Source organism: Frankia sp. CeTa3Moorea, assembly GCF_978021225.1.
In genome coordinates this window covers 1-11,860 of the sequence record NZ_CDXDOR010000106.1, presented here as the reverse complement: position 1 = coordinate 11,860, position 11,860 = coordinate 1, and the positions used below count along the sequence as shown (strand labels likewise).

At 67.1% G+C, this 11,860-nt stretch carries 11 protein-coding genes; 2 read left to right on the top strand and 9 right to left on the bottom strand.

Going from position 1 to position 11,860, the window contains the following annotated elements:
- Positions 1-16 precede the first annotated feature (16 nt).
- Positions 17-463: a hypothetical protein gene (locus AC08OV_RS17120; protein ID WP_476614515.1), complete on the top strand. Its 447-nt coding sequence runs from the start codon at positions 17-19 to the stop codon at positions 461-463.
- Positions 464-622: 159 nt separating this feature from the next.
- Here AC08OV_RS17120 and AC08OV_RS17115 read toward each other — a convergent pair whose 3' ends face one another.
- From AC08OV_RS17115 to AC08OV_RS17100, 4 genes are all read right to left on the bottom strand, one after another.
- Positions 623-1,384 carry an ABC transporter permease gene (locus AC08OV_RS17115; RefSeq protein WP_476614516.1) on the bottom strand — a complete coding sequence of 254 codons (762 nt, stop codon included), beginning with the start codon at positions 1,382-1,384 and terminating at the stop codon, positions 623-625.
- Complete coding sequence (locus tag AC08OV_RS17110; RefSeq protein WP_476614517.1) at positions 1,381-2,487, bottom strand: ABC transporter ATP-binding protein; 1,107 nt, start codon at positions 2,485-2,487, stop codon at positions 1,381-1,383. Before AC08OV_RS17110 ends, AC08OV_RS17115 begins: the two co-directional genes overlap by 4 nt.
- Positions 2,488-2,924: 437 nt before the next feature.
- On the bottom strand, positions 2,925-3,791 hold the full coding sequence (locus AC08OV_RS17105) for an LLM class F420-dependent oxidoreductase (RefSeq protein ID WP_476614518.1): 867 nt from the start codon (positions 3,789-3,791) through the stop codon (positions 2,925-2,927).
- Between the two features lie 158 nt (positions 3,792-3,949).
- Entirely contained in the window at positions 3,950-4,840 is an 891-nt protein-coding gene (locus tag AC08OV_RS17100; protein ID WP_476593584.1) for a class II glutamine amidotransferase, read from the bottom strand.
- Positions 4,841-6,060: 1,220 nt separating this feature from the next.
- Here AC08OV_RS17100 and AC08OV_RS17095 point away from each other — a divergent pair.
- Complete coding sequence (locus tag AC08OV_RS17095) at positions 6,061-7,422, top strand: glycosyltransferase family 4 protein (protein ID WP_476615404.1); 1,362 nt, start codon at positions 6,061-6,063, stop codon at positions 7,420-7,422.
- Here AC08OV_RS17095 and AC08OV_RS17090 read toward each other — a convergent pair whose 3' ends face one another.
- The 5 genes from AC08OV_RS17090 to AC08OV_RS17070 all read right to left on the bottom strand — a co-directional run bounded on the left by AC08OV_RS17090 (position 7,423) and on the right by AC08OV_RS17070 (position 11,271).
- Entirely contained in the window at positions 7,423-8,406 is a 984-nt protein-coding gene (locus AC08OV_RS17090; protein WP_476619933.1) for a PIG-L deacetylase family protein, read from the bottom strand.
- 505 nt (positions 8,407-8,911) lie between these two features.
- The gene (locus tag AC08OV_RS17085; RefSeq protein ID WP_476615402.1) at positions 8,912-9,481 is read right to left on the bottom strand and encodes an NUDIX hydrolase; all 570 of its coding nucleotides are present in this window, start codon (positions 9,479-9,481) and stop codon (positions 8,912-8,914) included.
- Entirely contained in the window at positions 9,482-10,657 is a 1,176-nt protein-coding gene (locus AC08OV_RS17080) for an adenosylhomocysteinase (RefSeq protein WP_476615401.1), read from the bottom strand.
- A 39-nt stretch (positions 10,658-10,696) separates the two neighbouring features.
- Positions 10,697-11,005, bottom strand: coding sequence for a hypothetical protein (locus AC08OV_RS17075; RefSeq protein WP_476615400.1), 309 nt, complete (start codon positions 11,003-11,005; stop codon positions 10,697-10,699).
- Complete coding sequence (locus AC08OV_RS17070; protein WP_476615399.1) at positions 11,002-11,271, bottom strand: hypothetical protein; 270 nt, start codon at positions 11,269-11,271, stop codon at positions 11,002-11,004. Before AC08OV_RS17070 ends, AC08OV_RS17075 begins: the two co-directional genes overlap by 4 nt.
- Between the last annotated feature and the right edge of the window lie 589 nt (positions 11,272-11,860).

The following is an 11,860-nucleotide window of genomic DNA, read 5'->3' as shown; positions in this document are numbered from 1 at the left end:
TGGTCGAACCGACCGGATGAGCGGGAATCGTCCGGCCGGGGGCCGCCGAGAGGACGACCGCACGCAGCCCGACCTCGACGACACGACCGCTGACGCGGTCGGCAAGCTCAGCGAGGCGCTGGAGTGGGTTGAACGGGCCCGCGGGGCGCTCTACGAGTTCCATCAACTCTCCGGGCGGGCCGATCTGATCCTCGCGGAGGCGATTAGCGGTCTGGAGGACGCCGGACACGCCAAGATGGCCGCCTATGTACGCCGGGAGCTGCACGGACGCAACGTCCTCGACGGGCGGTGGACCTTCCAGATCACCGAGGAGTACGACGACATCTACTACCGCCCCTTCGTCGCCGTGGACGAACAGGTCCGGCTGCGGCTCACCGGTGGGATGCGCCACGTCCACGAGGCTCGCATGAAGGCCCAGGAGCGGGCCCGCGCCGGTCGGGACCTGTGGGGCCCTGGCGCCTGACCTGCGGTCCACCGGTCGCCCACGTCGGGGCGACCGGTGGACCGCGGCTCCAGGCCTGAAGGCAACCCGCCGGTGCGTTCAGGTACTCTGATGATCACAGATACTCAGATAACCACGGCTTCAGAGCTCATGCCGATGGAGATCGCACCTCGGGTGGGCTCAGGCGTCCCGACGCTTGGCCAAGACGAGCCCGATGGCGAACAGGCCGAGGCAGATCGCGGCAAAGTAAGCGAGGGAGCCCCAGGGGCCGAACGGCATCCCCTCGACCACGGGCGGGCCGTTGGAACGCTCCACCTGCCCGGCGACGATGAAATTGTCACCGGTGGTGAACGGCAGCCAGTGCTGGATCTGGTCACCGATCCGGGGGATCGCCGGCAGCAGGCTCTCTCCGAGGAACAGGTAGACAAGCGTAATCACGATCGCGCCCGCCGACTGCCGGATGATCAGCCCCAGAGCCAGCGCGAAAATCGCCGCGAACAAGTAGACCAGACCGACACCGAAAACGTTACGGTACTCCTGCGCCGTGTCCAGAGCCAGGGGGGCATCCGGCTTGATCAGCTTGGCGACGCCCCAGGAGGCGATGGCGGTGATCTCGCCGACGATCCCCGCGAGCAGGGAGACGACGGCAGCCTTCGCGAGCAGTGCCGGCGTCCGGGTGGGCACCGCGAGGAACGTGGACCGGATCGTGCTGAAGCGGTATTCGGTGGTGACCGCCAACGTGGCCATCACCATCATCACCACGAGGCCGAAGTTGTAGGCAAACTGGGTGACGTTCGGGGTGAGGCTGGCGAGGTCGTCACCGTTGGTCGCCGCCGCGAAGATCGAGGTCAGCCCTACGGTGAGCGCGGTCGCCAGGATCATGCACCACCACGGTGAGCGGGTCGAGAACAGCTTGATCCGCTCGACGGTGAGCAGGGTCATCGTCCAGTCCCCCCTCGTGCCGCCTCGGCCGAGGCCGACGGACCGCCCCCGGCACCCACACCACCGGCACCCACACCACCGTCGACCGGCTGGCGAGGTGTCCCGGCCAGCGGACCGGCAGCAGTTCCCGCCGGCACGGGCCCCGGCGGAGCACCTGTCGCCGACCGGCTGGCGCCCGGCCCCGGCGTCCCGGCGTGGTACTCCACCTCGCCGCCGGTCAGCTGGATGAACGCCTGCTCCAACGAGCCGCGCTGCGCCGCCAGCTCGTGCAGGACGAGCCCGATCCGACCGGCCAGCTCGCCGACCTGCTCGGTGCTGCTGTTCGACACGAGGAACGCCGCCGGACCACCGTCGTCGGCGGCGGCGTCCCGAACCGCGAGGCCCTGACCGGTCAGCACGCCACGCAGCCGCTCCATCTCCGGCCCGCGGACCCGGACTGCCGACTCGGACGCCATGTCGATGAACGCATGGGTACTGGTCTGGGCGATCAGCCGCCCGCGACCGATGACGACGAGCTCCTGGGCGGTCAGCGCCATCTCGGACAGCAGATGACTGGAAACGAAGATCGTCCGCCCCTCGTCCGCAAGTCGATGCATGAACTGACGAATCCAGAGGATTCCCTCCGGGTCCAGCCCGTTCACGGGCTCGTCGAAGAGAAGGACCTGCGGGTCACCCAGCAGGGCCGTCGCGATCCCGAGACGCTGTGCCATCCCGAGCGAGAAGCCACCCGCCCGCTTGCCGGCGACCGGGGTGAGCCCAACGATCTCCAAGACCTCGTCGACCCGCTTCCCGGGAATTCGGTTCGCCGCGGCCATCCACCGCAGGTGCGAGCGGGCGGAGCGGTTGGGATGCACCCATTTCGCTTCCAGCAGCGCTCCGACCTGGCGGAGTGGTTCCTTCAGCTCGGCATATCGCTTGCCGTCGATACGGACCTGGCCTGCGCTCGGATTATCGAGCCCCAGGATCATCCGCATTGTAGTGGACTTTCCCGCACCATTCGGCCCCAGGAAGCCGGTCACCTTGCCGGGCTGCACCGTGAAGGACAGGTCGTTGACGGCGACCGTACGTCCGTACCGCTTGGTGAGCCCTTGCGCCTCGATCATTCCCCTCCTTTCCGTGGAACATCACTATGTCGGGATGACGGACCGGACCCGGGCTGCTGCCCGCTCGGTAGGGCCCACCGACGACAGGACCCACCGACGACAGGACCCACCGACGGCAGGTAGGCAGGTCGGCAGTTGCACCGACCGGCCACGCCTCCCCCGGTTGGCATCATCGTCCCGGAGCACCCACCATCGAGCCAGCCGCTATCGGCCGGCGGAGTGTCATCCTGCCGACAGTCAACAGGCCGTGAACCCGCAGCAGATTTTCCAGCACCACGCCCAAATACACAGCGACGTCACGCTCACTGTCGGTCCAGACCCGCGGCTTGCCGAGGCAACGTTCAGTGTGCTAACCGATCACCCAGGGCAGACCACCGGCGATGGACCGGCTACCGGCCGGGGTGGCACCCGCTCGGCTCGCCGCCGGATCAGCCAGGTTACCCGACGATGACCGGCGCCAGCCGGGCCCACTGCTCGCGCGGGAGCCGGGTGGGAGTGGAGGTGAGCACCTGGATGGCCACGTGATCGGCACCGGCCTCATGGTGCTCGGCGACCCTGGCCAGCACGGAGTCCACATCGCCCCAGGCCACCACGGCATCGACGAGGCGCTGCGAGCCGGCACCCGTCAGATCGTCCTCGGTGAAGCCGAGACGGCGCAGGTTGTTCACATAGTTCGGCAGCTTCAGGTAGAACGCAAGGGTGTCGTGCGCGACCGCCCGGGCCTGAGCCGGATCGGTGTCGAGGATGACCATCTGCTCGGGCGCGAGTAGTGCGTCCGGGCCGAGCAGCTCCCGGGCGCGCCGGGTGTGCTCGGGGGTGGTGAGGTAGGGCAGGGCACCCGCAGTGCGCTGCGCGGCGATCCCCAGCATGCGGGGACCGAGAGCGGCCAGCGCCCGGTCGGCCCACGGGACGCCCAGCTCGTCGAGGGTGTCGAGATAGTCGACGAGGACGTCGACGGGACGCTCGTAGCGACGGCCGGTCGTCTTCTCCACCGGCTCCTTGTGGCCGGCACCGAGCCCGAGCAGGATCCGGTCGGGGTGCGCCTTCGCCAGCATGGCGTAATGATCGGCAACGACGTCCGCCGGTTCGGTCCAGACGTTGAGGATGCTGGTACCGACCACCAGCCGATCCGTGTTGTCCAGGATCGCGGCCGCGAGTTCGAGATCGCCACTGGCCGCGCCGATCCATACCGCCGGGACGCCGAGGGCCTCCACCTCGGCGGCGATCTCCGCCCGGGCCGGGACATCCTTCGGCCACTGCCGCTCGGCTGCCCACAACCCGATCCTGCCGACCTCTGCTACCACGACGAGCCCCTTCCGCGCAGGGAACTGCCACTGTTCGTGCCATTACCCCATCACGTCTGCTACCCCGTACACACGCCCGGCATGTCGGCCGGTTCGTTGAATCTGTGGATCGGTAGATCAGTGGATGGGCGGATCAGGGGATTCAGGGACCGGAATGATCACGCGGACAGGGGCAGGTCAGGCACCGCGGTGGTCTGCGACACGGCGGCCTGCGGCCGCAGCTCGTCGAGGGACAGCTGGTGAACCGGCGGCCCGTCCAACACGATCCGAGAGGTCACGGTCAGATCGGCAGCCACATGCAGCAGCTCCCCGCTCTCCATCAACCGCCACCGAGGGTCCTCGTCCATTCGCTCGCTCTCGACCACGACCGCGGGCTTGGTGAGCAGGTCGAGAGAGCGGACCCGGATCTCGCTGAACGGACTCGCGTGATCAAGATGGCGTTCGTTGCGCCCACCCGGGCCACGCCGAAGGACGTACAGGCCATTGGTGTCCGGATACCGCAGAGCCCAGAGATCCCGATCCGTGATGAGAATCATGTTGATGGAGTACAGCGGCAGATTCTCGGCGGCCCAACGAGCGGCGGACGCGATCCCCTCGCCGACGTCCCCGTCACAGGCGTCGATCTCGCGGGTGACGAGGGCGAAGAACCGCTCCGAGTCGGTGTCACCGAGGACCGGGAGACCGGCCGTGCCGAGCTCGGCGTCCAGCTTGTCCAGCCCCTCGATCACGCCGTTGTGCGCGAAGATCCTCCCGTTTCGAACGAACGGATGGGTGTTGCCCTCGCAGGCCCGGCCGGTGGAGGCGTGCCGGACATGCGCGACGAACGTCGAGGAAGTGACGTGCTGCGGCTCCTGGGCGAATGCCGTGTCGGCCCGGTTCCGGATGGCCTGTTTGACTACCCACGCGGTGCCATCGGCGTCGAATCCGCCGAGACCGGCCCCCTCCGGGGTCCGCAGCGTCGCCGCCCGGGGACTGTCCGGCGCATCCAACAGCCAGAAAGTCGCCTGCACCCTCGTCGGCCCGCTACTCATCGCGAACAGATGACACATCTATGCCCTCCCTCGCCGATCTCGACGGCTCCGGTACTGTGCCGGCCAGGACGCTACTGGTTCCCGCGCCCCGGACGCGGGTCCACCGAGCGGTGGCCGGGTCGATTCCCCGAAGGGAAAGGGCAACGTTACCCCCGCCCCGGCGCCCGCGACATGCCGGCGAATCTGCATGTGAATCCGCTTTCGTCAACGCATCAAGGGTCTGCTGGCACTCGGTCCCGCCGTGGGGCCGCCGAGTCACCGTCGTGGAACCTGACGGACGGCCCGGACAAACCACTCGACCCGGATGTCCCCCGCTCGGATGCCGCTACTCACCGCACCGGCGCCCGTTCCGGCACACCGTTGTCCGACTGACCAGTGCCCGACCGACCAGTGCCCGACTGAACGCGGTGGAGCATAAAACCCCGGAACCGGGGATCGGGTTCCTGCTGGCGAACGGCACCGCCGGCACATCCTGCTCGCCGGTCCTGCCGCAGACCAGGCGGCACCGCTCGTTCACAACCGGGCCCGGCGACGGACCCGTCCCACCCGAGATTCGCACGGCCGGGGTGGCGCTCACGTTTGGCACGAACGATTTCGGAACCTCGGCCCGGCGCATCTTCACAGGCAGGCAGCCCACGGTTCAGAAATCTCCGAGAAACGGCCGGCCGAGCCGACGAGGACAACCTCGGTAACCGAGTCTCCACGCCGAAGACCCGATGATCTACAACTAACGCGGACAGGAGGCCGGACTCGGCGGGTACCGGTGGTACGGCGCCCGGGAAGGCGACCGGAACTCCCGGCGCCAACGTGGTGATCTCCCGGCCCGCCGACACCGCCGACACCGCCGGCCCCGCCATGATCAACCTTCCGAGTCGTCACCCGACAACCGCCTGGGACCACTAATGGTGACATATTCGGATCGAATCGACCATTACATCCTGTTTTTCCCGTGAATTTGCATCACGTCACGTGATCAGAAGGCCTGTCAGACCGCACGATACTCAACCCTTACATGACTGTCGGATCCTGCTCGGGCGACAATCGCAACCGTGTACGACCGCCCGTACGACCGCCGCTCCGGGCACCGGCCGGGGTACCCGCACCAATTCGTTACCTTAAGTTTACCTCGATTCTCCCTCGGGACCGCGGAACCATAAAGACGTCACTCCCCCCGTAGAGTAGCGTATTTACGCTATTAGTCTTACTCTCCCGTTACGGCACGGTGGAATCGGGGACACGTGGCGGAGTCATTGGGATCTGTCCAGGCGCTGTGCATTCTCTTCTTCTGCGAGCAGTACCCGCCCGTCGTCTGGGACGGCGCGGGCACCTACACCGCGGCGCTGGCCACGGCACTCGCGAAACTCGGCCACGACGTCCACGTGCTGTGCGCCCAGGGGCGTCAGGTCGTCGACTCGGTGAAGGACGGGGTGCACGTCCACCGGCGCCCGTTACTGCGGGTGCCGGTCAGCCGCGGGCTGGGAAAGCTCGGCGCCCAGCTCCGGGGACCCCTGTACCCGCGTGACTCGCTGACGCTGCGGGCCAGCCTCCCGCTGTCCTACAGCTTGTGGATGCGTCAACTCGGGCTCAGACCAGACGTGATCGAGACCCAGGACGGGGAAACCCGCGGTCTGATCCAGGCCATGCGTCGCTCCACGCCGCTCGCCATCCACCTCCACTGCCCGACCATGCTCACGGTCAGGCTTTCCGGCCAGCCGGTCGGGTTGAAGGGCCTGGTCGCCGACCGGCTGGACCGGACGTCGGCGGGCCGGGCCGCCGTGGTCACCTCACCGTCGCAGCTGCTCGTCGACACGCTGCGGGAGCAAGGCTGGTTGGGTGACCGTGAGGTGGAGGTGATTCCCAATCCGTTCGACGCCGAGCCGTGGCTCGACATACCCGACGTCGCCGGCACCACGCCGACAGTCGCCGTCGTGGGCCGACTCGAGGCCTACAAGGGCGTGGATGTGCTGCTCGACGCGTCGGCCCGCCTTCGTGGCGCGGGGGTGGCGCACCGGCTGGTGCTCGCGGGACGCTCGGCGGGCGAGATCAACGGGGTGCCCTCGGGCGAGTGGCTGGCCCACCGGGCCCGCCAGCTTGAGCTGGACGTCAAGTTCACCGGGCACCTGTCCGGTTCTCAGATCCGCGACGTCTACCGGCGGGCCCGCGTCGTCGCCGTGCCGAGCCGCTTCGAGAGCTTCTCGATCGCGGCCGTCGAGGCGATGGCGGCCGGCCGGCCGGTGGTGACCACGACCCGGGCCGGAGTCGCGCCCTTCGTCGAGCGGTGGGAGGCCGGATCCTCGGTACCGGCCGGCGATCCGGTGGCGCTGGCGGATGCGCTGGCGCCGTTCCTGCTCGACCCCGCGCGGGCGAGCGCGTTCGGGGCCCGGGGTCGCCTCGGCGTGGTCGAGATCGAGCCCTCGGCCATCGCCCGTCGCAAGGTCGAGGCATACCGGCGCGGCATCGCGCACTTCGGCACCCGGAACCGGCAGCAACACCCCGGCCGAGCCACGCGGCCGACGGTTTATACCTCGACCTGTCCCGGGAACGGCGCCGCCACCGGCGCTGGCCCGCCGCCCGGCCCTGAGGTGGCGCCCGCAGGCTGACTACCGGCTGCCCCGTGCCTGGTGGCCGGCCCGCCACGGCCGCTCGAAGTCGAGGTGCCGCAGCGCCCCCGCGGCGACGTAGACCTCGTACCGACTCCCCAGGGTCGCGAGCAGGGAACCGGTCACCGGGGTGGCGGCGCCGGACGCCGCGTCGTCCTCCCCCATCTGGGTGGCGTGCTCCGCGAGGGCCCTGCGCTGCCGCGCCCGGAAGCCGCGGGCGTCCACGAGCAGCGGACGGCGTTCCCGCAACCGGCGGACCGGCTGGACGAACAGACGCTCAGCCGACCAGCCCGCCGTCCCGTAGCCCAAGGTCCAGGGCCAGTGCGTCCAGAACCAGACGGTGTATTCGAGCACCTGGCCGCGATAACCGGTGGTGGCGACCGCTCGGCGCACCGCCTCGTTGGTCGCGTCGTGGTCCGGGTGCCCCTCGCACGAGGTCGGCGCCAGGATCTGCTCGGGCGCGAGGACCTCGATGAGCTCGGTGAGCCGCGCAGCGATGGCGTCGATCCGGTCGGAGAGCTCGGCGTCGGGGAAACCGAGGAAGCGCACGTCGGACTCGTCGATGTCCAGCAAGGCGCAGGCCCGGCGGGTCTCCGCCTTGCGCACCTCGATCAACTCCGCTGGCGGGAGCGTCACCGGCTCCGCGCGGGAGCCGTCGCTGACAATCACCACCGTGACCGGGGTGCCTGCGGCCCGCTTACGCATGATGGCCACCGCGCAGCCCAGCGTCTCGTCGTCGGGGTGTGGTGCGACGACGAGACACGACCTCGTCGTCATGGACGAGGTGATGTCGATGCCGCGCCGGGTCCAGGCCCGGCGCCACAGCGACCGCGCCGGCACCATCACCCGGTCACGCACCGTCTCTGGATCACCCGGGATCACCCACCGGACCGCCTTCGCCACGTTCATCCCGTCGACCTCCCGTACGGCGGCGAACACCGGCCAGCGGACACGATCCGAGATCGACGCCGTGGCCGCGCTCACTGTAGCGACCACCACCGACATTCCGCCCTCGGGTGGTGTTCCCGCAGGTCCTCGCCATGTTCGTCCACGAGACGCCGATGGGCGCAGAGCAGCTCTTCGCCGGGCTCGGCCCTCCCGGCAGACATGGCGGAGACAAGGTCCGCCCCCCGCGCGGACACAACCCACCCAGAGTGGAGCGGGCGACGGGAATCGAACCCGATCGGGGCGATCCTCCGACCTGCAGCTTTCGCGTTTGACCTGGTCAGAGGGCCTGATTGGGGGAGTCCCGGTGAGCTTCCGTCAGGTTGCACCGGTGTGTGCTACCGCCAGTGCAACCGGTCGATCATGGTCGGTGGGTGGCTGATCCTCGCGGTTCTCGGGAATGGTTGATGACGCTACCGCCAATCATACCCGATTGAAACCGTATTGATGTTTGGCGACAGCGATCATGCTTCCTAGATCAGAGGATGTCACGGTCGCTTTTTGATCTCCGTGGCCCTGGAGACGTCAGCCCTGAATGATCAACTCATGGTCGGGCGAGGAGCGTAACTCGGGTACGTTCGCCCAGATGGCCGGGCAGTTCGGTCAACGGGGCCCAGCGGTAGTCAGTGACCTCCTCCAGTTGCAGCGCCACATTGGCGTTGCCGGCTGGCGGATCGATGGACAGCAAGAAGCGAAGATCGTAGTGGATGTGCTCCGGCTCCCGCTTCGCGGGGTTCGGCGGGATCACGTGTGCGTCCACGTCCACGGGCCGATCGAGGACAGGACTGACCCAGTCGCGAGGAATCCCCGTCTCTTCGACCAGCTCCCGTAGGGCCGCGTCCAGAAGCGAGGCGTCATCCGGCTCGATGTGCCCACCGGGCAGGAGCCATCGGTTCAGGCTGCGGTGGCGGATCTGGAGGACTTGGCGATCAGATGTGACTGCGACTACTCCGCAGGTCACGTGACCAGGCGTGGTTGTCCTAGACGCCAATGGCGCATCGCCTCCGCGGGCCGCTTCCAGCAGAGTGACCAGGGACTCGGCATCCTCCGGGTGCGCATCGAGATGCACACTGATCATCTTGGCGATGTCGTCATTCGTAACGGGCACGGGCATTCACTCCTCGTTGAAGCATCGCAGCCAGGACCGGGCAATGATTTCACGCTCCCGGTTGCCGACCTCGTGTAGGCCCGGCTCCATGACCTGTCCCGATGACAGCAGCGTGAGGGCCGCGAGGATCTCGCCTTGGACGAGGAAGATGAACGGGCCGACCGCGGCGCCGTGGACGAAGTTGACCGCATTTCCATCGTTGAGCAGATAGAAATGATGGTTCCACGAGGTCATGCGGCTGAGGTGTGGGCCGAGCCGGTCGGCGCGGTAGGTTCCTCGGAGCGAGGCGAGGTTCAGTTCGTCGTCTGACGACGTCACGGACGCCACGTAGGATCCGGGTCGCAGATAGGTGAAGTCTTCACCTTCCAGGGCCCGGTTGCCGGTGGCGCACACAACGACATCGGCGCGGCCCAACGCCTCGGATTTTGACCATTTCACAGCGAAGCCGTGTGACATGGCTTCGACCGCGCGCACCGGGTCCGTCTCGTACACGGTGGTGCGGACCGATTTGGCTCGGAGAGTATTCGCCACGCTGCGGCCGATCTTTCCGTAGCCGATGACGCAGGTCTCGCGGCCGTGCAGGATGTCCCCGTGTTCCCGGAGAAGCGATTCGGTAGAGAATACGATGGACTGACCCACAAGGTAGTCCTCCGGCTGTTTCAACGGACTGCGAGCTACCGAAAAAACTGGGCAGGGCGGTTTCCCGCACGAAAGATACCTGCGGTACCCGTTCTCCGTGTCCTCGACGACTCCCATGATTCGTCCGCTGAACTGTCGGCACAGAGAGGTCAGTGCGGGCGCGAAGTAACCGCCGATATCTAGCAAGGCTAGGTCTCGGCCCGCAGCCTGCTCTTCGAGGTACGCAAGAACTTTCGCCGGATGGGCGAAACGGTCACGGTCCAGGTCATCGCAGTGGTACCGACTGCTGACGGCGGCTCGCGTCTCCGGGTTACAAGACTTCGGCTTGGGGAGAATCGATATAAGGTCGTTCCCGCGCGCCACCGCGTCCAGGAAGAAGGATCGGTCGGGCAGCATGTGAGTGATGACGATGGTCGCCACTTCGCGCACCGACGGAAATGCATTGTTGACATCTAGGAAATATCGTTCGATGCGTCTTCTTGTCGAAGACTCGGCGACGATCGTCGCGGGCGTGGCCCGGTCGAGGGTCAGACTGCCGTCCATCTCGTCCACGTTCGATCAACTCCCAGATTCAGGAGGAAACTACACAGAGTGATTTCTGTAGATCTGATTCCTGTCGAGGGCGCGCGGAGATACGTCGGCATCCCCGTTCATCGGCTCGCAGCCACAGATCTTCGTGAAGATCGTCCACGCGATGAGTTCACACGTCTCTCGTGTGATGCGCCGCGTGATTCGCTGCACCCGGTCCTCCACCTCCAAGGGGAGAACAACTTCGGAGTCCTGTAGTTTCTCGTGCGCCCAGACGTGCGCTTCGTTCCAGGTGGCGAAAGTGGCGACCTGCACACCGTAGCCGTTCAGGACGGCGTAGGGCCGGATGCGCTGGGCGATCACCTCTCCGAGTTCCGTTCCCCTCCGCCCGTAATCTTGACTATTTGCTCCTTGATCCATCGGGCCTCCTCCGTGACGTTCTCGGCTCGTTCCAGCAGTGCGGCGTATTCAAGGGGCTCGGTAGGGAGATGGCTCTTGTAGTCGATGAGCTTGCTTTCCAAGTCCTCCATCGCGGTGACGGCAACATCGCTCTGCAATCGCAGAATTCTCAGAGGAAGATCACCCGACAGCCTCGGGACACCCGACCAGCCTCCGCTCATCCGTTCCACTGCTCGCCTTCTCCCTCAGCTGAGGTCCTGTCTGGAGCGGCGCCCGAGGCCGAGGAGCCCACCGCCGCCATCTGACGAACGGCCTTCCTCGACCCGGCCCCGGGGCCTGGGCACAAGTGTGAAATCAAGGACTCGCGATCACTAGACGTGGCTCGCATGGGCTCCATGCGTCGCAGGTATGAGCGGCCCGTGGTGCTGGATAGACTGCGCAAGCACGATCCGGGCCTGGGAGGTCACGAAGGGACGCCGCTGCGATGAGCAACCAGGTAGACGATGCTCGCTACTGCCGATGCGGCACGCGTCTTGCCCGGGACAACGACCGGGGATCGTGCGGGCCCTGCCAACGCCGAGCGAGAGAGCAGGGTACGGCTGCGCCGGAAGTGCCGTCCGGATTCTGGAACGCCTCCGATCAGCTTAGAGACGCCCTCGATGAGTGGCACATGGGGCGGGTGATCGCGGCCTACCGCAACCACCCTCATCACACCGTTACCCTGTCGCAGGAGACGGTGGCCGGATGGATGGGCATCACCCAGACCCAATTGAGCCGCATCGAGTCGGGTGAGCCGGTGACTGACCTTATGAACAGGGC